This is a genomic window from Streptomyces sp. NPDC005925 (genome assembly GCF_040638805.1).
Classification (GTDB): domain Bacteria; phylum Actinomycetota; class Actinomycetes; order Streptomycetales; family Streptomycetaceae; genus Streptomyces.
Window position 1 is genome coordinate 123491 of the sequence record NZ_JBEXVL010000008.1, and the last position, 23337, is coordinate 146827.

19 protein-coding genes are annotated in these 23337 nt (G+C 73.0%); 9 read left to right on the top strand and 10 right to left on the bottom strand.

Annotation, left to right across the window (positions count from 1 at the left end):
• Positions 1 to 17: 17 nt before the first annotated feature.
• The 8 genes from tal (at position 18) to ABZ354_RS13160 (ending at position 9726) form a co-directional block, all read left to right on the top strand.
• On the top strand, positions 18 to 1136 hold the full coding sequence (gene tal, locus ABZ354_RS13125) for a transaldolase (protein ID WP_358656046.1): 1119 nt from the start codon (positions 18 to 20) through the stop codon (positions 1134 to 1136).
• A 4-nt stretch (positions 1137 to 1140) separates the two neighbouring features.
• Entirely contained in the window at positions 1141 to 2679 is a 1539-nt protein-coding gene (zwf, locus tag ABZ354_RS13130; protein WP_358656048.1) for a glucose-6-phosphate dehydrogenase, read from the top strand.
• Positions 2676 to 3758 carry a glucose-6-phosphate dehydrogenase assembly protein OpcA gene (gene opcA, locus ABZ354_RS13135; protein ID WP_358656050.1) on the top strand — a complete coding sequence of 361 codons (1083 nt, stop codon included), beginning with the start codon at positions 2676 to 2678 and terminating at the stop codon, positions 3756 to 3758. Before zwf ends, opcA begins: the two co-directional genes overlap by 4 nt.
• The gene (pgl, locus tag ABZ354_RS13140; protein WP_358656052.1) at positions 3755 to 4540 is read left to right on the top strand and encodes a 6-phosphogluconolactonase; all 786 of its coding nucleotides are present in this window, start codon (positions 3755 to 3757) and stop codon (positions 4538 to 4540) included. The genes opcA and pgl overlap by 4 nt, the downstream gene beginning before the upstream one ends.
• Before the next feature lie 256 nt (positions 4541 to 4796).
• Positions 4797 to 5459 (top strand): SDR family NAD(P)-dependent oxidoreductase, encoded by a 663-nt coding sequence (locus tag ABZ354_RS13145; RefSeq protein ID WP_358656054.1) that lies wholly within the window; start codon positions 4797 to 4799, stop codon positions 5457 to 5459.
• A 375-nt stretch (positions 5460 to 5834) separates the two neighbouring features.
• Positions 5835 to 6827 carry a helix-turn-helix domain-containing protein gene (locus ABZ354_RS13150; RefSeq protein WP_358656056.1) on the top strand — a complete coding sequence of 331 codons (993 nt, stop codon included), beginning with the start codon at positions 5835 to 5837 and terminating at the stop codon, positions 6825 to 6827.
• A gap of 438 nt (positions 6828 to 7265) precedes the next feature.
• Positions 7266 to 8786, top strand: a complete 1521-nt coding sequence (locus tag ABZ354_RS13155; protein ID WP_358656058.1) for an FAD/NAD(P)-binding protein — start codon at positions 7266 to 7268, stop codon at positions 8784 to 8786.
• A gap of 127 nt (positions 8787 to 8913) precedes the next feature.
• Entirely contained in the window at positions 8914 to 9726 is an 813-nt protein-coding gene (locus ABZ354_RS13160) for a class II aldolase/adducin family protein (protein WP_358656060.1), read from the top strand.
• 112 nt (positions 9727 to 9838) lie between these two features.
• On the opposite strand, the gene ABZ354_RS13165 is transcribed toward ABZ354_RS13160, so the two are convergent.
• Positions 9839 to 11335: an MFS transporter gene (locus ABZ354_RS13165; RefSeq protein ID WP_358656062.1), complete on the bottom strand. Its 1497-nt coding sequence runs from the start codon at positions 11333 to 11335 to the stop codon at positions 9839 to 9841.
• Positions 11336 to 11550: 215 nt separating this feature from the next.
• Between ABZ354_RS13165 and ABZ354_RS13170 the strand changes: the two genes are divergently transcribed.
• Positions 11551 to 12177: a TetR/AcrR family transcriptional regulator gene (locus tag ABZ354_RS13170; protein WP_358656064.1), complete on the top strand. Its 627-nt coding sequence runs from the start codon at positions 11551 to 11553 to the stop codon at positions 12175 to 12177.
• A gap of 22 nt (positions 12178 to 12199) precedes the next feature.
• On the opposite strand, the gene ABZ354_RS13175 is transcribed toward ABZ354_RS13170, so the two are convergent.
• The 9 genes from ABZ354_RS13175 to ABZ354_RS13215 form a co-directional block, all read right to left on the bottom strand.
• On the bottom strand, positions 12200 to 13423 hold the full coding sequence (locus tag ABZ354_RS13175) for a styrene monooxygenase/indole monooxygenase family protein (RefSeq protein WP_358656066.1): 1224 nt from the start codon (positions 13421 to 13423) through the stop codon (positions 12200 to 12202).
• Between the two features lie 64 nt (positions 13424 to 13487).
• Positions 13488 to 14471, bottom strand: a complete 984-nt coding sequence (locus tag ABZ354_RS13180) for an LLM class flavin-dependent oxidoreductase (RefSeq protein ID WP_358656067.1) — start codon at positions 14469 to 14471, stop codon at positions 13488 to 13490.
• 55 nt (positions 14472 to 14526) lie between these two features.
• Positions 14527 to 15054 carry a flavin reductase family protein gene (locus ABZ354_RS13185; protein ID WP_358656069.1) on the bottom strand — a complete coding sequence of 176 codons (528 nt, stop codon included), beginning with the start codon at positions 15052 to 15054 and terminating at the stop codon, positions 14527 to 14529.
• On the bottom strand, positions 15051 to 16856 hold the full coding sequence (locus ABZ354_RS13190; protein ID WP_358656071.1) for an AMP-binding protein: 1806 nt from the start codon (positions 16854 to 16856) through the stop codon (positions 15051 to 15053). The genes ABZ354_RS13185 and ABZ354_RS13190 overlap by 4 nt, the downstream gene beginning before the upstream one ends.
• The gene (locus ABZ354_RS13195) at positions 16853 to 18064 is read right to left on the bottom strand and encodes an acyl-CoA dehydrogenase family protein (RefSeq protein WP_358656073.1); all 1212 of its coding nucleotides are present in this window, start codon (positions 18062 to 18064) and stop codon (positions 16853 to 16855) included. The genes ABZ354_RS13190 and ABZ354_RS13195 overlap by 4 nt, the downstream gene beginning before the upstream one ends.
• 50 nt (positions 18065 to 18114) lie before the next feature.
• Positions 18115 to 19632 (bottom strand): FAD-binding oxidoreductase, encoded by a 1518-nt coding sequence (locus ABZ354_RS13200; RefSeq protein WP_358656075.1) that lies wholly within the window; start codon positions 19630 to 19632, stop codon positions 18115 to 18117.
• 297 nt (positions 19633 to 19929) lie between these two features.
• A complete protein-coding gene (locus ABZ354_RS13205; RefSeq protein WP_358656077.1) occupies positions 19930 to 20430 on the bottom strand; it encodes a flavin reductase family protein in 501 nt (166 codons plus the stop codon).
• Positions 20431 to 21179: 749 nt separating this feature from the next.
• Positions 21180 to 22292, bottom strand: coding sequence for an LLM class flavin-dependent oxidoreductase (locus tag ABZ354_RS13210; RefSeq protein ID WP_358656079.1), 1113 nt, complete (start codon positions 22290 to 22292; stop codon positions 21180 to 21182).
• A gap of 198 nt (positions 22293 to 22490) precedes the next feature.
• On the bottom strand, positions 22491 to 23330 hold the full coding sequence (locus ABZ354_RS13215) for a carbohydrate ABC transporter permease (protein WP_358656223.1): 840 nt from the start codon (positions 23328 to 23330) through the stop codon (positions 22491 to 22493).
• Positions 23331 to 23337 lie beyond the last annotated feature (7 nt).

A 23337-nucleotide genomic window follows, 5' to 3' on the forward strand; every position in this document is an offset into this window, starting at 1 on the left:
TAGGAGATGGAATTTCCATGACAGACGCACTCAAGCGCCTCTCCGAGGAGGGCGTCGCGATCTGGCTGGACGACCTGTCGCGCAAGCGGATCACGTCCGGCAACCTGGCCGAGCTGATCGACCAGCAGCACGTCGTGGGCGTCACCACCAACCCGTCGATCTTCCAGAAGGCGATCTCGGAGGGCCACGGCTACGACCAGCAGCTCACCGACCTCGCCGCGCGCAGGGTCACGGTCGAAGAGGCCGTCCGCATGATCACGACGGCGGACGTCCGGGACGCCGCCGACATCCTGCGCCCGGTGTTCGACGCGACCGGCGGACAGGACGGCCGGGTCTCCATCGAGGTGGACCCGCGTCTGGCGCACCACACGCGGGCGACCGTCGCCGAGGCCAGGCAGCTGGCGTGGCTGGTGGACCGGCCGAACACGCTCATCAAGATCCCGGCGACCCGGGCGGGTCTGCCGGCGATCACCGAGGTGATCGGCCACGGCATCAGCGTCAACGTCACGCTGATCTTCTCCCTCGAGCGCTACCGCGAGGTCATGGACGCGTTCCTGTCCGGCCTGGAGAAGGCCAGGGAGCGTGGCCTGGACCTGTCGCAGATCCACTCCGTGGCGTCCTTCTTCGTGTCCCGCGTGGACACCGAGATCGACAAGCGGCTCGACGCGCTCGGCACGGACGAGGCGAAGGCGCTGCGCGGCAAGGCCGCCGTCGCCAACGCGCGCCTGGCCTACGAGGCGTACGAGGGTGTCTTCTCCTCGGAGCGCTGGTCGGTGCTGGAGAACGCGGGCGCGAACCGGCAGCGTCCGCTGTGGGCGTCCACGGGCGTGAAGGACCCGGCGTACAAGGACACCATGTACGTCACCGACCTGGTGGCGCCGAACACGGTGAACACCATGCCGGAAGCCACCCTGGAGGCCACCGGGGACCACGGTGAGATCACCGGGAACACGGTCGCCGGGACCTACGAGCAGGCCCGCGCCGACCTGGACGCGGTCGAGGCGCTCGGCATCGCGTACGACGACGTGGTGCTGCTCCTCGAGGAAGAGGGCATCGAGAAGTTCGAGTCGTCCTGGAACGACCTGCTGAAGTCGACCGAGGCCGAGCTCCAGCGCCTCGCCCCGTCGGAGGGCTGAGATCTTGCCCCCCGTTTCCGGTTCCGGAGCGAACCCGCTTCGTGACCCCTCGGACCGACGGCTCCCGCGGATCGCGGGGCCGTCGGGCCTGGTCATCTTCGGCGTCACGGGCGACCTGTCCCGCAAGAAGCTGATGCCCGCGGTGTACGACCTCGCCAACCGGGGTCTGCTGCCGCCGGGGTTCTCCCTCGTCGGTTTCGCGCGCCGCGAGTGGCAGCACGAGGACTTCGCGCAGGAGGTCCACGACGCCGTCAAGGAGCACGCGCGCACGCCCTTCCGCGAGGAGGTCTGGCAGCAGCTCGTCCAGGGCATGCGCTTCGTGCAGGGCACGTTCGACGACGACGACGCCTTCGAGCGGCTGCGCGCCACGATCGACGAGCTGGACAAGGCACAGGGCACGGGCGGCAACTTCGCCTTCTACCTGTCGGTGCCGCCGCGGTCCTTCCCGGTGGTCATCCAGCAGCTGAAGAAGCACGGGCTGGCCGACCAGACGGGCGGTTCCTGGCGGCGCGCGGTGATCGAGAAGCCGTTCGGGCACGACCTGAGGTCGGCCGAGGAGCTCAACCGGGTCGTCCACGAGGTCTTCGCCCCGGACCAGGTCTTCCGCATCGACCACTATCTGGGCAAGGAGACCGTCCAGAACATCCTGGCGCTGCGGTTCGCCAACACGATGTTCGAGCCGATCTGGAACCGGTCCTTCGTGGACCACGTGCAGATCACCATGGCCGAGGACATCGGCATCGGCGGGCGGGCGGGCTACTACGACGGTATCGGCGCCGCCCGCGACGTCATCCAGAACCACCTGCTCCAGCTGCTCGCGCTGACCGCGATGGAGGAGCCCGCCTCCTTCGACGCGGACGCGCTGGCCGCGGAGAAGACCAAGGTGCTCGGTGCGGTGCGGCTGCCGAAGGACCTCGGGCGCGACACGGTGCGCGGACAGTACGCGGCCGGCTGGCAGGGCGGCGCGAAGGCGGTGGGCTATCTCGACGAGGAGGGCATCGACCCTGCGTCGAAGACCGACACGTACGCCGCGATCAAGGTGGGCATCGACAACCGCCGCTGGGCGGGCATCCCCTTCTACTTGCGCACCGGCAAGCGGCTGGGCCGGCGGGTCACGGAGATCGCGGTCGTCTTCCAGCGCGCCCCGCACTCCCCCTTCGACACGACGGCGACGGAGGAGCTCGGCCAGAACGCGATCGTGATCCGCGTCCAGCCCGACGAGGGCGTCACGGTCCGCTTCGGATCGAAGGTCCCCGGTACGTCCATGGAGATCCGGGACGTGTCGATGGACTTCGCGTACGGCGAGTCGTTCACGGAGTCCAGCCCGGAGGCGTACGAGCGGCTGATCCTGGACGTGCTGCTCGGCGACTCGAACCTCTTCCCGCGCACCGAGGAGGTCGAGCTGTCCTGGAAGATCCTCGACCCGATCGAGGAGTACTGGGACACGCACGGCAAGCCCGCCCAGTACCCGGCCGGCACCTGGGGCCCCGTCGAGGCGGACGACATGCTCGAGCGAGACGGACGGAGCTGGCGCCGGCCATGAAGACGGACCTCACGGACACCACGGCCGGCAAGATCAACAAGGCGCTGGTGCAGGGCCGCCGCGCCCTCGGCACGCCGGCCGTCGGCATGGTCCTCACGCTGGTCATCGTGACGGACGAGGAGAACGCCTACGACGCGCTGAAGGCCGCGAACGAGGCGTCCCGCGAGCATCCGTCGCGCACCCTCGTGGTCGTCCGGCGCGTCTCGCGCACGCCCCGCGACCGCACCCGCTCGCGGCTGGACGCCGAGGTACGGGTCGGCGCGGACGCGGGCACCGGCGAGACGGTCGTACTGCGGCTGTACGGCGACGTCGTCGGCCACGCCCAGTCGGTGGTGCTGCCGCTGCTGCTGCCGGACGCCCCCGTGGTGGTCTGGTGGCCGGTGGACGCCCCGCTCGACCCGGCGAGCGACCCGCTCGGCGCGCTGGCGCAGCGCCGGGTCACCGACAGCTACGCCTCCGAGCAGCCGGTACGGGACCTCGTGGCCCGCGCCGAGTCGTACACGCCCGGCGACACCGACCTGTCCTGGACCCGGATCACGCCCTGGCGTTCGATGCTGGCGGCGGCGCTCGACCAGGTCGTCTGCGAGGTGCGGGGCGTCGAGGTGGAGGGCGAGGAGTTCAACCCGAGCTGCGAACTGCTCGCGATGTGGCTCGCGGACCGGCTCGGCGTGCCCGTGCGGCGCTCGCTGTCGGACGGGCCGGGGCTGACCGCGGTCCGGATGGACACCGACTGCGGGCCGATCGTGCTGGACCGGGCGGACGGCTCCCTGGCGACCCTGTCCATCGAGGGCCAGCCGGCCCGCGCGGTGGCGCTGAAGCGGCGGGAGACGGCCGAGCTGATCGCGGAGGAGCTGCGGCGGCTCGACCCGGACGACACGTACGCCTCGGCGCTGCGCTACGGCGTGGACCGGCTGAACGCACCGGGTGCGGTGGGCGACGGCACTCCGTCGGCGGACCGTCCCGAGGTGACCGGCGACGCCCCCGCGGCCGTCGAGGCGCCCGTGGAGACGGCCGCGAAGGCTCCCGCCAGGCGTGCGGCGGCCAAGAGGGCACCGGCGAGGAAGGCGGCGGCGAAATGAGCACGGCACCTCAGCTGGTCGTGCACCGCGACAAGGAGCTGATGGCCCGGGCCGCGGCGGCCCGGCTGATCACCAGGATCGTGGACGCGCAGGCCTCCCGGGGTTCGGCTTCCGTGGTGCTGACGGGCGGGCGCAACGGCAACGGCGTGCTGGCGGCGCTGTCCGAGGCGCCGGCCCGTGACGCGGTCGACTGGGGCCGGCTGGACCTGTGGTGGGGCGACGAGCGGTTCCTGCCGGAGGGTGATCCGGAGCGCAATGTCACGCAGGCCCGCGCGGCGCTGCTCGACTCGGTGCCGCTCGACCCGAAGCGGGTGCACCCGATGCCGGCGTCGGACGGCCCGTACGGTTCCGACGTGGACGCGGCGGCCGCGGCGTACGCGGAGGAGCTGGCCGCCTCGGCCGGCCCCGGGAACCATGGCGCGGTCCCGGTGTTCGACGTGCTGATGCTGGGCGTCGGTCCCGACACGCATGTGGCGTCGCTGTTCCCGGAGCTGCCCGCGGTGCGGGAGACGGAGCGGACGGTGGTCGGGGTGCACGGCGCGCCGAAGCCGCCGCCGACCCGGGTGACGCTGACGCTCCCGGCGATCCGCGCGGCCCGCGAGGTGTGGCTGCTGGCCGCCGGTGAGGACAAGGCGGAGGCGGCGGCGATCGCCCTGTCGGGCGCCGGGGAGATCCAGGCGCCGGCGGCGGGGGCGTACGGGCGCGGCCGCACCCTGTGGCTGCTGGACGCGGGCGCGGCCTCGCGGTTGCCGCGGGCGCTGTATCCGCCGGCGACGTCGTGAGGACCTGGGTCGAGAACCGGGGATGACCTGAGTCACGGGCGCACCACTGGGGTGGCGGGAACACTTCCGTCGCCCCAGTGCCGTACCGGGGGCTCGAATGCGCCGGGTCCGTGTGGCTGGAAATCTGACTGTCTGTCACCTCGCGCGCCGGCGGCCCCGCTTCCGGGTGGGTGACGCGCGCGGCGGAATGTGTTCGCACCGCTCGCGGAGCATACGCTCCGGGGCGTAACAGACCTCGGAAGCAAGGGAGCTGACGATGCCGGCAGCAGTGGTGGTCGGTGCGGGGCCAGGAATCGGCACATCGGTCGCGGAACGGTTCGCTCGGGAAGGTTTCTCCGTGGCCGTGATCGCACGCCGCCGGAGCACCGTGGAACGGTCCGCCGCGACCGTCGGGCACAGCGGGCGCACGGTCCTGCCGCTGACCGCCGACAGCACGGACGAGGCGGCGCTGCGCGACGCGCTGAGCACGGCGGCGTCGGAACTGGGGCCGATCGAGACGGCCGTGTACAACGCCGCTCTCATCCGTCCCGACGCTCCGGGCGAGCTCGGCGTCCGGGGACAACTGGACGCCTGGGCCGTCAACGTGGTCGGAGCGCTGACCATGGCCGCCCACGTCGCTCCGGACATGGCCGCGCGGGGACACGGATCGATCCTGGTCACCGGCGGCATGCCACGCCCCGACCCGGCCTACGTCAGCCTGGGGCTCGGCAAGGCCGGTGTGCGGGCGCTGGTCGGCCTGCTCGACGCGCACTACGGTCCCGCCGGTGTCCACGTGGCCTCGGTGACGGTGCCCGGGGCGGTCGCGCCCGGCACGGCCTGCGACCCCGACGACATCGCGGAGCACTACTGGCGGCTTCACTCCCAGCCCCGGGAGGCGTGGGAGCACGAAGTCGTGCACGGCGGTGTGCCCGTTCCGTAGAGAATCGGCCACCGGGTCACGCCCACGACGTCAAGGGCGGCTTTTCGGCCCTTTCCGACACGGTGCGGCCGGCGTCCCCGCCTCGTCCGTCCGGGCATGGACACCGGCCGCCCGGTTTCTTTGCATGGGCGCACCGGTGCGCTCATTGTCCGTGAAATACCGGGCCGCGGTACACACGACGAGCGATCACTACGCAGAGTAAGTTGATTACCTCTTTAGCATGGCGTAAACGTCACTGACAACCCGGCGGGGCGCTGGAACAGAATGCCGAACGGAATCTGTTCCTACCCGTTTGCACGGCATGAGGAAAGGAGATTTCATGCCCCGCTCAAGACGAGGTGGAAGCATACCCGGGCCGGTTCCGGGACACCAATCATGACTTCCGGGCAGACCGACTCGCCGACCGCAGTGCGGGCGCTCCGCGCACCAGATTCCCGCCCGCGTCAGAGCTTCCACGCCTGGGGAAAAATGGTGGACGACGCCTGCGGGCCCCTGCACGTCTACCGGACGGAGCCGGGCGAGTTCCGGGGAGCGATCTCCGCCGGTACTTTCGGCACCGTCCAGCTCGCCTCCATCGAAGCCGGGCCGCACTCCGTCGAACGCACCGAACGCCTCGCCCGCCGGGCCGAGTTCACGCCGCTGCACCTCACCTGCGTCCTGGACGGCGAAGTGCGGGTGAGCCAGGGCGGGCGCACGGCCGTCGTCCGGGCCGGCAGTCTGTTCTCCTACGACGGCTCCCACCCCTTCCGCATGTCCATGCGATGGCCGATCCACATGGTCAGCGTGAAGTTCGACCATCGCCTGGTCGACCTCAGGGCCAGACTCGAACACCCGCTGTGGGCGGCCACCTGGTGCGGCACACAGGGGGCGAGTGTGCTGCTGGCGGGACTCCTGCGCACCGCGGCGCCGCACATCGCCGACTTCGACCGGACGGTGGCGGACCAGCTGGGCAGCAGTCTGGCCAGTCTGGTCACGGCCGTGTGCGCGGAGAAGCTGGGGGCGGCGGGCGCCGGCCCCGCCGCGGCCCGCCGGGCCCTCCTGCACCGCATCAAGATGTTCGCGCGTGCCCGTCTGAACTCCTCCGACCTGTGCCCCAGCATGCTGGCGCGGAGCCACAACATCTCACTGCGGTACCTGCAGCTGCTCTTCCAGGAGGAGAACACCAGCCCCGCCCTGTGGATCCGCGACCAGCGACTGGAGCGCTGCCGCGACGACCTGGCCGACCCCCGCACCGCCCACCTCACGGTCGCCAACGTCGCCGAACGGTGGGGGCTGGACAGCGCCTCGCACTTCAGCAAGCTCTTCCGGGAACGCTATGGGCTGACGCCGCGGGAGTGGCGACGGCAGTCCCTGCTGTCGCGCACGTAGACAACGGCCGGCCCCGTTCGCGCGGGGGACCCCGCCGGGGGCGTTCCGGCGTCCGGCGGGCACACGCGCCGGACACCACCGGCTCCCGCTCCCGCGCTCAGGTGCCGGACACCCCGCCCGGATACCACCGGTGCCCCCGCCGGGGGCGCTCCCGTCCCACCCCCTCGCATCCGGCCGGTGGCCCGCCACGGCCACCGCGCCCGCCGTGCGCGAATCCGTCATCCGGTATGCGTGCACACGCCAGGGACGCCCCGCATACGTCACAAGAATGTACCCGTACTTTCGCACGTACGTATTCCGGTTCACCAGACGGCGCGAACGACTTCCACGCACCGTCCCCTTATCGATTTCAGTTTTCGGTTCTGGAATGCGGCGGCCACCGAAAGAACACCACCCTGGAAGGGAAACGGGGGTTCACGCATGCCGATTCCAACAGGCATGGGAATAGTCGGAGGGGGCGCCTCCGCAGTATGTCTGCTCGATGCGCTGAGCCGGCACGAAGACGTCCCGGGCTCAGTAACCGTATTCGACCCGTCCCCGCATCTCTGGCGGGGCCGCGCCTATCAACCGGACTCGGCGGTCCTGCGGGTGAATGCCCCGCCCGAGGACATGACGGTGCACGCCGCAGACCCGGACCACTTCACTCGCTGGCTGCAGACGCGCGCGGTCCTGCTGGACCCGCACAAGGACCACGTGGACGCGCGGGCGGGCATCGCGTTTCCGCCACGGGCCGTCTACGGCGACTATCTCGAACAGTGCGCCCGCGGCGCACTGAGCCGGCTGGCGGCCCGGGGCTGCCGCATCCGGCTCGTGCGCGAGGCCGTCACCGATCTGGCCCGCGAGGGCGGCCTTCTCGTCGCCCGCACCGCCGACGACCAGGCCTCTTGCACCCTGGACCAGGTGGTGTTGTGCGTCGGCACCGGGCCGCCGGCCGATCCGTACGGATTGACCGGCGTGCCGCGTTTCATCGCCGATCCCTACCCGGTGGTGTGGCGGCTGGCCGGAATCGGCGCGCGCGACCGGGTGGTCGTGCTGGGCAGCGGGCTGACCGCGGTGGACGTGGTGCTGTCCCTCACCGCCGCCGGACACACCGGGAACGTCGTCATGGCGTCCCGGCGCGGCGTCCTGCCCGGTGTCCGGCAGCAGCCGATCGAGCACGAGCTGCGGTTCTTCACCGCGGCGCGCTTCCGCGCGCAGTCGGCGCGCGGCGAGCGGCTGGCGCTGGAGGACGCCGTGGCCCTCATGCGGACCGAGCTGACGGCCGCCGGCTCCAGCCTCGGCACCGTGCTGCGGGAGATCGGCCCGGACGGCGGCGAGCACCCGCTCGCCCGGCTGCGCCGCCAGCTCGGCATGGTCGACGACCCCGACCCCGGTTTGCGCATCCTGCAGCGCGCGGTGCCGGACACCGGACCCGACGTGTGGCCGCTGCTGCGCGAGCCGGACCGGGAGCGGCTGCTGCGCGATCACTACCGGACGATCATGAGCCTGTGCTGCCCCATGCCGCCGTCCAGCGCGGCGGCGCTGCTGGAGCAGGCCGACGGCGGACGGCTGAGCATGGTGCGCGGGGTGGAGTCCATCCGCCCCACGGCGTCCGGGGGGTTCGAGGTGCACGGCGCCGAGGGTGTCCTGCGCGCCGACGTCGTCGTCAACGCGGTGAGCCCGCCGGCCCACCGCGTGCCGCCGGCCGCCGCGCCGCTGATCGACTCGCTGACCGGCCGGGGGCTCGCCGTGCGGCATCCGCGCGGCGGAGTGGGTGTCGCCCGGGCCACCAGCGGTCTGCGCACCCCCGCCGGCACCGACCGGCAGATCTACGCCCTGGGGGACCTCGCCTCGGGGTCGCTGTTCTTCACGTTCGGTGTTCCCTCGCTGGTGGACCGCGCCGTCGACATCGCCGACGCGATACGCCGGGAGGCGGTACGCGGTCCGGTGGGGACCGCCGACTCCATGCAGTCCGTCTGACCCGGGCCCGGCGGCCGGCCCGCCGGGCCCCTGTCCGTATCCCTGTCCGCGTCCGTATCCCTGTCCGCGTCCGTGTCCCTGTCCGGTTCACGGGCCGGACGACCGTCGACAACCGAGGAGTTGCCCGATGAGCGAAACCGCAACCCATGAACGGCCCGGTTACCTCGCCGACACGCAGACCGGTCTTCCCCTGCCGTCGGAGCCGGTCTTCGACTCCGTGGAGGAGACCCGCAGGCACCGCAAGCAGCGCCTGACGGCCGCCCTGCGGCTGTTCGGCAAGTACGGCTACGGCGAGGGCATCTCGGGGCACATATCGGTCCGTGACCCCGGGGACCCGGACCGGTTCTGGGTGAATCCGTTCGGTGTCTCCTTCAGCCGGGTCAAGGTCCGGGACCTGATCCTGGTGGACTCCGAGGGCCGGGTGGTCGAGGGGCACCACCGCGTGAACCCCAGCGCGTTCGTGATCCACTCCGCGATCCACCGCGCCCACCCGGACGCGACCGCCGCCGCCCACGGCCACACGCCGTACTCCCGGGCGCTCGGCGCGCTCGGCAGGCTGCTGGAGCCGCTGGACCAGGAGTCCGCCGCCTTCTACCAGGACCAGGTGCTCTACAGCGACTACGAGGGGCCGTCCATCAGCCTGGCGCAGGGCGAGGACATCGCCGACAAGCTGGGCGACCACCGGGCGATCCTGCTGCGGCACCACGGGCTGATCACCGTGGGCGGCTCGGTGGACGAGGCGGTGCACTGGTTCTTCACCTACGAGGCGGCCGCGCAGGTGCAGTTGCTGGCGGCGGCGGCAGGGCGGCCCCGGCCCATGCGGCACGAGCAGGCGGTGGCGGCGCGCGACGGCTTCGGTGACCGGCAACTGGGCTGGTTCAGCTTCCAGTTGCTGTGGGACGAGATCGTCCACGAGCAGCCTGACCTGCTGGAGGAGTGACCGCGCCGCGCGGCCTTCCCGCCGCGTGCACGGCCTGAGGCCGCCCCCCGGTCCGGGGGGCGGCCTCAGGCCGTGCGGGGCCGCGCGGGGCCGGCCGTGGTCCGGACGACCGTCAGCCCGCGTGATGTTCGGCCGGTCCGGCCGCCGCGGGAGCGGTCCTGCCGGTCCGACGACGGCCGACGAGGGCCGCGGCGGGGACCGCGAGGGCCGTTACGGCGGCGATGGCGACGATCACCCACGTGCCCTGGTGATAGCCGTTGAGCAGGTCGGCACGCGCGACACTGGATTCCTCTCCGCCCATGCGCACCGTGACGACCGCGAGCACCACGGCGGCGCCCACCTGGTAGCCGGTCTGCAGGATGCCCGCGGCGAGACCCTGTTCGGACTCGTCGACGCCCTGGGTGGCCTGCACGTTGGCCGCGGTGAACGCGAAGGGGAAGCCGATGCCGATGAGCAGCATGCTCGGCAGGATCATCACCCAGTACGAGGAGTGCTCCCCGACCCGCAGGAACAGCAGGAAGGCGACGGCGTACGCGGCCATGCCGCCGAAGACCGGCCGGCGCAGCCCGGTCTTCCCCAGCCAGTTTCCGGCGCGCGGGGCGAAGGTGAGGATCATCAGACCCAGCGGCAGGAAGGCGAACGCCATCTCCAGCGGCGACCATCCGCGGTAGGACTGCATGTAGAGGCTGCCGATGAACTGGTAGCTCATGTAGGTGCCCAGGATGGCCGCGGCGACGAGGCTGGCGCCGACCAGGGACTTGTTGCGCAGCAGGCCGAGGCGGAGCAGCGGCTCCGGGGCACGCAGTTCGATGACGGTGAAGGCGGCGAGCAGCAGCGCCGCGACGGCGAGGACTGCCAGGGTACGGACGGAGAACCAGCCCTCGGTGGGGGCCTGCACGATGCCGTAGACCAGCAGCAGCATCGCGGCGGTGACGGTGACGGCGCCCGCGGCGTCGTAGTGGCGTGTGCCCGGGCCGCGCGCGGGGTCCTTGGGGACCAGCACGAGGGCGCCGATCAGGGCCGCGACGGCCACCGGCACGGAGAGCATGAAGGTCCAGCGCCAGCTCGCCTGGGTGAGGGCGCCGCCGACGACCACGCCGATGGAGTAGCCCACGGCGCCGCAGGCCGTGTAGATGCCGATGGCCCGGTTGCGCTGCGGTCCCTCGGGGAAGCCGCCGACGACGATGGACAGCGCGGAGGGGGCGGTCAGGGCGGCGCCGATGCCCATCACCAGGCGGCCGGCGATCACCATGAAGCCGTCGGTCGCGAGGCCGCCGGCGAGGGAGCCGACGGCGAGGACGGCGAGGCCGGTCAGGAACACGCGGCGCTTGCCGAGCAGGTCGGCCATCCGGCCGCCCAGCAGCAGGAAGCCGCCGAAGCTGAGGACGTAGGCACTCACGATCCACTGTGCGGCGGACGTGCTCATGTCGAACTCGTCCTTGATCTGGGGGGTCGCGATGCCCACCATGATGTTGTCCAGGGCGTCCAGCGAGAAGGCGGCGCACACCACCACGAGCATCAGCCATTGGCGCGGGCCCCAGCGCACGGGGGCCTGGGCATCCGCGCCGGGTAATGCGCCGCCCTCCGAAACGTCGTCCGCGATAGCCATCAGCTGGATCTCCTTCGGGATAGGGCTTCGGGTTGGAGCACGGCTCCGCCGTGACCGGCCTGGGCCGGGCGGGGGCGGGGGGCCGTAAAATCGACGCAGAACGAACGAAGGAGCCGTACGTCCGCCCGTATGCGCGGACAACAGACAGCACGACTTCTGTACTAGCCTCTACAGAAGAAGCTAACGATCGGCTGATCCGCCGTCAAGGAGGTCCCGTGGCCCGCACCGGACGCCCCCGCGCCTTCGACCGCGACGCGGCCCTGTACACGGCCATGCTGGTCTTCTGGGAGCGTGGTTACGCGACCACGTCGACCAATGACCTCACTGTCGCGATGGGCATCAACCCGCCCAGCCTGTACGCCGCCTTCCAGAACAAGGAGAACCTGTTCCGGGAGGCCATCGGCCTCTACGAGCGCACCGAGGCGGACGCCTCCCGGCGGGCGATGGACGCGGCGCCCACCGCCCGGGAGGCCGTCGCCGCACTGCTGCACGCCAGCGTCGACGCGTTCACCGCCGAGGACAGACCGCGGGGCTGCATGATCGTGCTCGCCGCCACCAACTGCACCGAGGACCACGAGTCGGTCCGCGACTTCGCCCTGCGCTGCCGCGCCCGCACCAAGGACACGATCAAGACGCGTCTGGACAGAGGCAGGGCCGCCGGTGAACTGGCCCCGCGAGCGGACACGGACCGCCTCGCGGCGTTCTACACCACCTTCCTCAACGGCCTGTCCGTCCAGGCGCGCGACGGAGCGGACCGGGACGGGCTGCACTGCCTGGTGGACATGGCGATGGCCGCCTGGGACGCGCCCGGCGCCCTCGCCGGCACCGCGGCGAGGGCCTGACAGGACCGGACGGGACGGGACCTCAGCCGGCGGCCGTGACGTCCCGCAGCCACGCCTCGGTCGCCTCCGGCGACTTGACGGCCTCCCACATGTCCGCCGGGTGATTGAAGTTGCTGACGAACGCGTCGGCGACCCGCTGGTCGCCGGTGGCCGTGACGAAGATGCCGCCCAGGTGCTCGGGGGGCGGCCCGATGTTGAGGTTGGACCAGGAGACGACCGGTTCCGCGATCCGCCACAGCCGCTCGCTCGCCCGCTCGGCGAACGAGGCGTCGAAGGGGCCGCCCCGCTCGATCAGTCCGGCCAGCTCGAACGCGCACCGCGAGCCGAGGTTGGCGCCCTGGCCGGTCAGCGGATCGTTGAGCACCCAGGCGTCGCCGAGCGCCAGGGCCACCCGGCCCGAGGGCAGGGTGGCCCAGCCCCGGCGCACCGTCGGGGTGAGACCGCCCTGGATCACGTCGCCGGGGCGGCGGATGCCGAACTCGCTGTCCGTGATGCGCGCGCGCAGGTCGGGGGCGTACTCGGCGACCAGCGCCAGCAGCGTCTTCTCGAAGCCGGCCGGGTCGGCCGCGTGGTCGTGGGAGGCGAGCTGCTCCAGCGGGCCGCCCGGCAGGCCTTCGACCACCATGCCGTGCACGGGGCCGTCGGCGGTGAGGATGCGGGTGGAGAAGATCTCGCCGGCCCCGGAGACCTGGAAGTGGATGTGACCGGGCTCGACGGGCGCGATGCCGTTAAACAGACCGGCGGTCAGGATCCGCTGGGGCTCGGTGTAGGGCGAGCGCTCCGGGTCGCGCGGGAACAGTCCGGTGCGCGCCGTGCGCCCGCTCGCCGCGACGACCAGGTCGTGGCGGCGGGAGACGCGGTCGATGCCCTCGGCGTCGGGGGTCAGCACCTCCATCCGGCCGCCGCGGTTCAGGTAGTCGGCGGTCAGGGTCGGCAGGTAGAGCCGCAGGTCGATGCCGCTCGCGGGCTCGTCCAGGCGTCCGAGGAAGCGGATGTCCGGCTCGCCGGCCGCGACGAGGTGCACGCCCAGGGTGTGGTTCTCGGGCTGGTCCCAGTGCGCGACGTCCAGTTCCCGCTCGCGCCGGACGGTGTTGCCGAACCGTACCGGGAGGCTGAGGGGGCGGCCCGCGGCGACCTCCTCCGGGCTGCGTTCGGCGTACACGGTGGTGCTCACCCCGGCCTGCTGCAGCCGCAGGGCCAGGTGCAGACCCGATACGCCTGCTCCGACTATGGCGATGTCTGGCATGGTGCTCCTTCGGTGACGGAACGTCGTGCGGGGGGATGCGGCGTGCCTGCGCGGATACCGCGCCTCAGGCGAACTGCGGGATCACGTGCTCGGCGAAGAGCCGCAGCGAGCGGCGGGCCCGGTCGGCGGGCAGACCGGGGGCCCGGCCGAAGAAGATGACCCGTTCCACGTCGCCGAGCGGCTCGACCCTTTCGCGCAGGCCCTGTGCGACGGTGTCGGGCGGGCCGACCAGGAACAGCTCGCGCGGCAGGTCCTCGACGGACGGCAGACCGGGGTTGCCGAACCACTCCTGGAACTTGTCGAGCAGATACCAGTAGTGCTCCCTGATCTCCTGCCAGCCCTCCTCGGCGTCCTCGCAGACGTACACGCCGGGGGTGACGATCGCGGTGATCCCGAACCGGGCCGGGTCGTGGCCGTGCTCGGCGAGGGTACGGCGGTAGAGGCCGAGGATCTCCGCGGGGGTGCCGAGGTCGGGCAGGAACCGCAGACCGTGCCGGCCGGCCCGGAGTGCGGCCGCCCTGCCACCGCCGCCGATCCACAGGGGCGGTGCGGCGTCGGGAACCGGGGTGACCTCGACGTCCTCCAGGGTGAAGTGCCGGCCCGTGTGGGAGAACGGCTTGCCCTCCCAGGCCCGGCGCAGGATCTCCACCGTCTCCTCGGTGCGGGCCCCGCGCTCGGCCCGCGGGATGCCCAGGGCCTCGAACTCCTTCTCGCGGTAGCCGGGGGCCAGGCCCAGTTCCAGGCGTCCGCCGGAGAGCAGATCGGTGACGGCGGCGTCCTCGGCGAGACGCAGCGGGTGGACGAGGCTCGCCAGCAGCATCGCCGTACCGAGCCGGATCCGGCTGGTGCGCATGGCGATGGCCGCCAGGGCGGGGAAGAGGGACGGCAGGTAGCCGTCGTCGGTCAGATGGTGTTCGGAAAGCCAGACCGACTCGAACCCCAGGTCCTCGGCCCCGGTCGCCAACGAGAGGTTCTCCTCGTACACCTCGGCCCACGGCTGCCGCCAGCGTTCGGGATTGCGGAAGTCGAGCCAGATGCCGAATTTCACGGTTCCTCCTGCGAGTTGGGTTCTGGTTCGGCAAGGGGAGGGAGTACGCCGGCGGTCAGGCCTCGGACAGCACGCGCAGCGTGCCGTTGACGGACACCAGCGGCGGGCGCCGGTGCCGGCCGCCGGTGGCGAGCACCTCACCGATCAGCACGGTGTGGTCGCCGGTGTCGTGCCGGGCGTCCAGGCGGCACTCCAGCCAGCCCGGCGCGTCCAGCACCAGGCAACCGGTCCGTGAGCCGGGCGTGGTCGCGCAGGTGAGCAGGGCGCGCGCCCTGGACTCCCGGTCGCCCTCCAGCGCCTGGGCCAGATCGGCGCCGGCCACGTCGAGGATGGACACCGCCCAGACACCGGTGTCGAGCAGTGTCCCCAGGACGTCGCAGTCGCGCCGGACGGCCAGGGAGACGAGGGGAGGGTCCAGGGACACGGAGGTGAAGGAACGCACCACCATGGCGTCGTGCCGCCGTACGCCGTCCGCCCCCGCCTCTGCCTCCGCCTCCGTTTCCGCCTCCGTTTTCGCGAAGGTCGTGACGACGGTGAGTCCGGTGGCGAACGTCCGCATGGTCGCGCTCAGGTCCGGGGTCACGTCGGTCCCTCCGTTCGGGGTGCCTCGGCCGCCGCCGGGCACCGGGCATCGGGCAGTCGGGCGGCCAGCTCCGAGCGGCGGAGCTTGCCCGTGGCCGTCCTGGGCAGTTCGTGCTCCGCCAGCGCCCGCACCCGGACGGCCTCGGCACCGAACCGGCTGCGCAGCCGCTCCCGCACCCGCACCTCCGCCGTGCCGGGCGGGACTCCCGGCCTCGGCCGGAAGAACACCGCGGGCCCTGCGGGGCCGCCTTCGCCGTCTTCGCCGGCCCCGACGGGCACGGGGCGGGCGACCGCGGAGGCCGGCAGGACGCACGGCAGTTCCTCGACCGCGTCCTCGATCTCGTGGCCGTACCATTCGGCGCCGTTCAGCTCGACGAGGCCGTCGGCGCGGCCCGTCACCACCAGCTCGCCGTCCGCGACGTAGGCGAGATCGTCGGTGACGAGCCAGCCGTCGGCGGAGAGCGGGGCCCGCCGCACCGCGCCGTCCTCCAGGTAGGCGTGGACCACCGGTGCCCCGGTAACCTGGAGCCGGCCCACCACGCCCGTCGGCAGCACCTCGCCCCGCTCGTCCACCACCCGTACCGACACTCCCGGGTGCGGGACGCCCACGGGCACGAACCGGCGCGGGGGGCCCCCGCCCGGCGTGAAGACGCTGTCGACGACCCCCGAGGCGGTCTCCGGCATGCCCCAGCCCGGGTGCACCGCGTCCGGCGGCAGGCCGTACCGTCCGAGCGCCGCCACGAACTGCCGCACGACTCGGTCCTTGACCGGGGCACCGCCGTTCATGACGTAGCGCAGCCCGCTCAGGTCCCAGTCCCGGTGCGGCTCCCGCGCCAGCCGGTCGACCAGGACCGCGAACGCGGGGTTCGGTGCCCAGGTGGTGTCGATCCGTTCACTGTCGGCCAGGTCGAGCCAGCGCAGCGGGTCGGCGCGGACCCACGCGGTGTCGGCGTGCACCTGGTGGCAGCTGAGGAGGACATCCCGGACGTGGAACATGACGATCCCGCTGACGTGGTCGAGCGGCATCCAGTTGAGGCTTCGGGTGCGCGTGCCCAGACCGCGCGCGAGGGCGGTGGCCCGGGCCCGGCTCAGCACGTGACGATGAGTCAGGGGAACGGCCTTCGGGCGGCCTCCGCTGCCCGAGGTGAGGGTGAGCACCGCCAGGTCGTCCGGCCGGGCGGTGACCGGCGGAGCGGAAGGGACTCCGGCGCCGGCCGCCCGCAGCGCGCGGACGGGGCCGAGCGGACGGACCCGCGCGGACAGTCCGGCGGGGAGGGCGTCGCCCACCAGCCACGCCTCCCCCACCGCGGCGGCGGCCTCCTCGACGGCGTCCGCCCCGGTGTCCCGTGACACCGGCAGCGGAACCATCCCGCCCAGCACGCACGCCCAGAAGGCGGCGAGCAGATCGGCGGCCTCCGCGGTCCGCAGGATCACCCGCGTACCGGGGCGTGCCCCGGCCCCGGCCAGCCCGGCCCGCACCCGGGCCGCGTCGTCGTACAGCTCGCGGTAGGTCCGCCGCGTGGCGGTGCCGTCCCGGTCGACGAGGACCACACCGTGCGGGGAGCGGACGGCACGCAGCAGCGCCTCGCCGAGCGTGCCGACGGCCGGCCCGGGCAGGTCCCCGCCGTGCAGGACCGCGGGGGCGGCCGGCACGTCCCGGCGGTACGGGACCACCGGGCCGGCGGGCAGGTCCCGGCCGCACGGAACGTCGGGGTCGGCGGGCAGGTCCCCGCCGTACGGAACCTCGGGGGCCGCGGGCGGGGCCGGCGGGCCGGAGCATCCTGTGCGCGGGGGCACGGTCATGCCACGATGCCCAGACTGAACGGGTTGTGCGGCGTGCCGCCGAGCAGGTGAGCCCCCGCGGACTGGAGCACCTGGTCCTGCGCGATCACGTGCTGGCGCATCGTGGTCAGGTCGCGCAGCCAGCGGTCCAACGGCGAGGGCCGGTAGATCGCCGTGGTCGCCACGAGGTCGTACAGCCGGGTGACGATGGCGCGCGCCACCCGGAAGGAGTTGACCCGTGCCAGGACGGTGTCGACCCGTTCGTCGCGCCCCATCTCGCCCCCCGCCTCGAGGATCTCCGTCTGACGGCGCAGGCTGCCGTAGACGGCGTGCCGGGCCGCGCCCAGCTCCATCTCCGACTCGGCGACGGCCAGTTGCACGCGGTAGGTGTCCGCCCAGGGCGTGTCGGTGGCACGGTCCGTGCGTTCGGCGGCCAGCTCACGCACGTAGTCGAGCGCCGCCCTGGCCACGCCGAGCGGTACGCCGGGCATGTTGCGCAGGATGGCCTCCGGGGTCGCGCTGGGCCCGGTGGTGCGCGGGGAGCCGAGGCTGAAGGAGTGGTGTTCCGGCACGAACAGGTCCTTGGCCTGGTAGTCGCGGCTGCCGCTGCCGGCCAGGCCGGTGGTGTGCCAGGTGTCCAGGATCTCGAACTCCTCGCGGCGGGCCAGCATGATGCGCCAGTGGCGCGGTGCTCCGCCCGGTCCGGGCTCGGGGCTGCCGTCCCGGTGGACGAAGCAGCCGGCCACGACCCAGTCGGCGTGGGTGATGCCGCTGCCGAACGGCCAGCGCCCGGTGACCCGGTAGCCGCCCGGTGCCCGTTCCGCCCGGCCCAGCGGAAGGATCAGGCCGGCGGTGACGCTGTCCGGGTCGCTCAGTTCCTCACGGGCGACCGATTCGGGCAGGAACTGGGAGTACAGCGGCGTGTCCATGCCGATCATGGCGCACCACGCGGCCGAGGCGTCGCCGCGCGCCAGGGTTTCGACGAACAGCGTCTGCTGGACGGAGTTCAGTCCCGGCCCGCCGCGTTCCACGGGTACGCCCGTGCGGAAGGCACCCGCCTCGCGGAGGTGTTCGACGATCTCCGCCGGCAGCATGCGGGCCTGCTCGATGCCCTCGGAAGCGGCCCGCAGCACCGGGATGAGGGCCTCGGCCCTGCGGAGCAGTTCCTCCGCCGTGACGGGCCCAGAGGTGACGGCGTGCCCGTTGGCCTCCGCCTTGGATGTGACCATCTGTGAAGTCCCCTGTCTCACTGGTGTCCGTGTCCGACGGCGTTCCGCACTCAGCGGTAACGTCCCGGAGCGATGGCGTTGTTGGGGTCGAGCACCGCCTTCAGCCGGCGGGTGAGCGCGATGGCCGCGGCGTCGGCGGCGAGCGTGTCCCGCTGCTCGACGTGGTCGACGTCCAGCCGGTACGGCACGAAACCGGCCTCGGCGAACGACGCGTACAGCAGATCCAGGGCCCGGTGGGCCCGGCCGGCCGCCTCCTTCTCGTGGGCGAACTTCATCGCCACGACGCAGTCGACGAGGTCGGGGCCGAGCATGTGCAGGGTCGCCGAGAGCCGGACACCGGTCTCGGCCGCGGCCTGCCGGAGCAGCCGGTCCGCGCGGGTGACCGCCTCGCCGGTGAACGGCAGCAGCGGCAGGAAGAACAGGAACCCGGCGTCCGAGTCGACCTGGTCGGCGCCCACGCCCATCTTGTCCCGGAAGAGCCGGTCGCTGACGTCCGGGTCGCCGGCGTAGGCGCGTTCCACGAGGCGGGTCACCTCGTGGTGGGGGTCGTCCGGATCGGCGCCCTCGGTGGCGGAGATCCCGGTGAACAGGCCGGAGCGGCGTGCCTCGTCGGTCAGGATGCCGGTGAGTGCCTCCACCGACTCGGCGGTGCCGTCGACCGCGAGGTGCGCTGTGTACTCGCCCTCGGCCCCGCCGTACGACCGGCCGGCCGCCGGGTCGTAGATCCGGGGCACGCCACGGGTCAGGCCCTGGGCGACCAGGCGGCGCACGAAGTCGGTCACCTCGGCGAGCGCCCCGCCCGGGAAGCCGAGCCGGGTCACCCGCACGGCCTCGGGCCGCTGGGGCAGCCGGATCACGGCGGCGGTGACGACGCCCAGGTTGGACTGGACGAAGAGCTGCAGTGCCGACGGGCCGAGGCCGTACGGGTAGACCGGCGCGGTGCGCCCCTCGGTCGGCCACCAGCCCACGCGCACGGTCTCGCCGCCCGGCAGCACCACCTCCAGGCCGGCGAGGTCCTCCGTACGCTGACCGCGCAGCCCGACCCCGCGGTCCAGGGCGTTGCCGACGACGCTGGTCGCCGCGGCGGACACGGTGACGTTGACCATCCGCGGGGTGTCGGCCAGCAGCCGGGAGAGCCGCCCCTGCGTGACGCCGGGTTCGACGACCGCCCACCCGGCGTCCAGGTCCAGGGAGCGCACGCGGTCGAGACCGCCGAGGTCCAGCACCACGGTGTCGTCCTGGGCGGGTTCGCGGGAGCCCAGGCCCCAGTTGCGTCCGGTGCTGACGGCGTGCAGGCTGCCGGAGTCCGGCTCGCGGGAGAACAGTTCGACGATCCCGGCGGCCTGCTCGGCGGTGGCGGGCCGCAGCACGGCGGCGACCCGGCGGGAGCGGAACAGACTCGTGTTGGGGCCGAGCAGCCGGGTCTGCTCGGGGCCGCCCCCGGCCCTCGTCACCCGGTCCTCACCGAGCAGCCGGCCGGCCGCGTCGAGCGCCGAGCGCAGGGCGGCGGGCTCCGGCGTGTGCGAGGAGGCGGCGGGACTTTCGACGGCCGTGGACAGGTCGGACATACGGGTCTCCCTGGACGCTGCGGATGCGGGCCGGGCGGTCGGTGGCGAGTGGGGCGGCGGAGCGTGTCGCGCGACGGCAGCGGGTTGGACGGCCGACGGCGACTCGGGCGGGCGGAGCGGGCCGGGCCGTCGATGGGGAGTCGGGCGTGGGGGCGTGCGGCGGCGGGCCGGACGGACGAAGGCGAGTCGGGCGGGCGGAGCGTGTCGTGCGGCGCTGGCGGGCCGGACGGTCGAAGGCGAGTGGGGCGGCGGCGACCGGCCGGGCGGCCGGTGGTGTCCGCGCGGCGGGGAGGCGGGTCAGGCGGCGGGGGCGGGCGCGAGCGAGCCGTGCAGGAAGACGAGCGGGTTCTGGGCCTCGCGCACGCCGGTGGCGACGACGGAGCCGATCACCATCAGGTGATCGCCGGCGGTGAAGGTGTCCGCCAGCGTGCACTCCATCCAGCCGGGGCCGTCCAGCAGCAGCGCGCCGGTGTGCGGCCCGGGGGAGGCGGCCAGCGTGCGCAGCGCGCCCGCCCGGACCTCCCACGGGCGCGCCAGCGTCCGGGCGGTGTCCGCCGCGTCCGCGGCCAGGATCGACACGCCCCAGAACCCGGACGTCAGCAGGTCCGCGAGGAAGACCGAGCCGTGGCGCAGTGAGAGTGCGACGAGTGGGGGGCCGTACGACACGGGGATCAGCGAGTTGACGGTGATGGCGTCGTGACGTCGGCCCCCGGGCGCGCTCGGTTCCTCGGTCCAGGTGCTCACCACGCCGACGCCGGTGGCGAAATGCCGCATCACGGTACGCAGATCGAGTTCCACCGCTCATCCTCTCCGTCGTGTGCCGGCCCCGCGGGGAATCCGGGGTCGCCGCCCTCCGGAATGCGTCGGGCGGGCTCCGGCACGACGACGTTACGAACTGCCGGGGGCGCCCTGTGCCGTGCACGCGCATGTGCTCTGTCGCGTCCGCGAACACCTCCGGGTCGCGGACACGGCACTCGCCCCTTCGGCCCACGAGTGCTGACCCCCGCCACCGGACGTCCCCACGCCCCCGGCCCACATCCGGTGCATGTCCAGGCGACCCGGACCGAGTCCCCCCACGGCCCCGGGCCACATCCTGCGGACGTCCCCACGGCCCTGGCCATGTCCGGAGCATGTCCTTACGGCCCCGGGCCACGTCCGGCGGACGCCCCCACGGCCCTGGCCCACGTCCGGCGCACGTCCAGGCGGCCCTAACCGAGTCCGGCGCACGCCCCCACGCCCCCGGGCCACATCCTGCGGACGTCCCCACGGCCCCGGCCCACGTCCGGCGCACGCCCCCACGGCCCGGCCCACGTCCGGAGCATGTCCCGGCAGTGCGGACCGAGTCCGGCGGATGTCCCTGAGGGCCCCGGACCGAGTCCGGCCGCCGGGTCGGGCCCCGTCGTGTCAGCGCACGGGCGACGGGGCGGCTCCCCCCGCTCCGCCCCGCTCCCCTCCAGGGCCGGAACCCGGAGGTCGGGCCCACGTCCGGCGGCCCTCGAGCGCCCCCGGCCACGTCCAGTCCAGCGGGCGACCAGTGCCCCGTCCTGTCAGTCCCCGGGCGTCGAGCCGGCCGGGTCGGGTGCCGCCGGCAGGCCGTAGGCGTCGGCTATCACCTCGTACGACCGCAGCCGGAAGTCCAGGGTGTGCGAGTTCATCGCCAGCATCAGCTCGTCGGCGCCGGTCCGCTTCTGCAGCTCGTCCAGCCCGGCGACGACCTCCTCCCCCGTCCCGTACAGCGCGTTGTCGAGCCAGCCGCCGAGGACGGCCCTGTCCCGCTCGGTGAAGACGTACGCCTCGGCCTCCTCGGGCGTCGGGACCAGTCCGGCCCTGCCGCTGCGGAGCCGGAGGGTGGTGAGGGCGCCGGTGAGGGCCTGCCTGCGGGCCTCCGCGGGGTCGTCCCCGGCGAACGCGAAGACACCGAGCACCACGTACGGTTCGGCCAGCGCGGCGGAGGGCCGGAAGCTGCTGCGGTACAGCTCCAGCGCGGGCAGCGTGTTCCGCGCGGAGAAGTGGTGGGCGAAGGCGAACGGCAGACCCAGTTGCCCGGCGAGGCGCGCGGAGAAGCCGGAGGAGCCGAGCAGCCACACCTGCGGGTGCTCGGTACTGCCCTGTACCGGGCCGGGGACGGCGTGCACGTGGCGGTAGGGGTGCCGGTCGGGGAAGTCACCGCGCAGGAAGCCTACGAGTTCCGCGACCTCGGCAGGGAAGTCGTCCCCGGAGCCGGCGCCCGGCGCGGCCTGGCTGCGGCGCAGTGCCGCCGCGGTGGCGCCGTCCGTGCCGGGTGCCCGCCCGAGACCGAGGTCGATACGCCCGGGGGCGAGCGCCTCGAGGGTGCCGAACTGCTCGGCGACGACCAGCGGCGCGTGATTGGGCAGCATCACGCCGCCCGAGCCGAGGCGCAGGCGGTGGGTGTGGGCCGCCAGGTGGGCGAGGACGACCGCCGGGCTGCTGCTGGAGATCCCGGGTATCGAATGGTGTTCCGCGACCCAGTACCGCAGGAAGCCGCGGGCCTCGACCTGACGGGCCAGTCGCCGGGAGGTCAGCAGCGCCTCGTGCGGTTTGTTGCCCTCGCCGAGGGCCACCAGGTCCAGGACGGACAACGGAACGGGAGCGGATCCGCGCGCACTGTTCCGCGAGGGGACGCCGTATAAATCAGTCATGCCCGCAACAACCCCGGGCCCGGCGCACGCTATTCCTCACCCGGCCGCACCCCGCGTGCCGGTCCTCACCGGGCAGTTGAGCCGTGCCTGCCCGGCTTGGGGCCGCCCTGTTCCCGGGGCAGCGCCCGGCGGGGCACAGCGAAAAGCCGGCCCTCCGCATTCCGCCGAAAGCGGAGGGCCGGCGTACAGGGGCGGGCGTTACTTGACCGAGCCGGCCATGACGCCCTGCACGAAGTGCCGCTGGAAGGCGAAGAACACCACCAGGGGCACGATCAGGGAGAGGAACGCACCCGGTGCGAGCACGTCCACGTTGCTGCCGAACTGGCGGATCTGCGACTGCAGTTCCACGGTCAGCGGCTGCGAGGAACTGTCCGCGAACAGCAGCGCGACCAGCATGTCGTTCCACACCCACAGGAACTGGAAGATGGCCAGCGAGGCGATCGCCGGGCGGCCCACGGGCAGCACCAGCTGGACGAAGATGCGCCACTCGCTGCCGCCGTCCATGCGGGCGGCCTCCAGCATTTCCTTCGGGATCTCCGCGAAGTAGTTCCGTAGCAGGAACACCGCGAACGGCAGACCGTAGGCGACGTGGAAGAGCACCACGCCCGGGATCGTGCCGAACAGGCCCAGCTCGCCGAAGAGCTTGGCGACCGGCAGCAGACCGATCTGCACCGGGACCACCAGCAGGGCGACCACCAGCAGGAACACCGAGTCACGGCCCGGGAAGTCCAGCCACGCGAAGGCGTATCCGGCGAGTGCCGCGATGACGACGACCAGGACGGTCGTCGGCACCGAGATCAGCACGGTGTTCCAGAAGGACTGCGTGATGCCCGAGTTGTCCAGCAGCGCCGAGTAGTTCTCGAAGGAGAGCTGCCCGGGGCTGGCCAGCGCCGTCCACCAGCCGTCCGTCGCGGACTCCTCGGCGGAGCGCAGCGACGACAGGAACAGGCCGGCCAGCGGCGTCAGCCACACGAAGCCGACGAGGACCAGGAAGGCCTGCACAACGGCGCTGCTCAGACCACGGCGGATCGCGTTCATCGCCGAG